The sequence below is a fragment of the Butyricicoccus sp. Marseille-Q5471 genome (assembly GCF_951230135.1).
Taxonomy (GTDB): Bacteria; Bacillota; Clostridia; order Oscillospirales; family Butyricicoccaceae; genus Agathobaculum.
This window is the reverse complement of sequence record NZ_CATNVC010000043.1, coordinates 1-956: the sequence shown is the minus strand read 5'-3', so window position 1 is coordinate 956 and position 956 is coordinate 1. Positions and strand designations below refer to the sequence as shown.

At 46.5% G+C, this 956-nt stretch carries 1 rRNA gene; it reads right to left on the bottom strand.

What is annotated here, in order from left to right:
* Nucleotides 1–925, bottom strand: a 23S ribosomal RNA gene (locus QOX26_RS14310); the annotation flags it as partial.
* Nucleotides 926–956: the final 31 nt, after the last annotated feature.

Below are 956 nucleotides of genomic sequence, written 5' to 3'. Positions count from 1 at the left end.
AATAGGGATCAGATCGATCAGTAGACATAAGGAAGGAGGAGGAATTGACTGTGAGTAGTTAAAGAGGTGTGTGTCGCATAGGAAGAAAGTTGTCTTGTTTTTTTTTTTTTCAAGCAGAAGACGGCATACGAGATTCATGAGCGTCTCGTGGGCTCGGACCTCCACGAAATTTTACTTTCGCTTCATCCTGCTCATGGGTAGGTCGCCCGGTTTCGGGTCTACGTCAAGTAACTGAACGCTCAGTTAAAACTCGCTTTCGCTACGGCTCCGCACCTTAAGTGCTTAACCTTGCTACTTAACGTAACTCGTTGGCCCGTTCTACAAAAAGTACGCGGTCACACAAGAAATGTGCTTCCACAGCTTGTAAGTGCAGGGTTTCAGGTTCTATTTCACTCCCCTCCCGGGGTTCTTTTCACCTTTCCCTCACGGTACTATACGCTATCGGTCACTAGGTAGTATTTAGCCTTGGAGGGTGGTCCCTCCTGCTTCCCACAGGGTTTCACGTGTCCCGTGGTACTCTGGATCATATCTGAAGTCTTCTCGTTTAACATACAGGACTATTACCTTCTGTGGTGGGTCTTTCCAAACCTCTTCAATTACGATACCTCTTCGTTATGATATGTCCGCAACCCCAATAAAGAAAACTTTATTGGTTTGGGCTAATCCGCGTTCGCTCGCCGCTACTTACGGAATCGAATTTCTTTCTCTTCCTTCAGGTACTTAGATGTTTCAGTTCCCTGAGTTCCCCTCATTAAGCTATGTATTCACTTAATGATACTTAGACATTACTCTAAGTGAGTTTCCTCTTTCGGAACTCTTCGGATCAAAGTTTACGTGCAACTCACCGACCCTTATCGCAGCTGATCACGGCCTTCATCGTCGCGTCGGACCACGTCCTCCGCCCTGCCCCCTTCATACCTTAACCAGATCAAACTGTTTGATAGAGTAGACGCTAT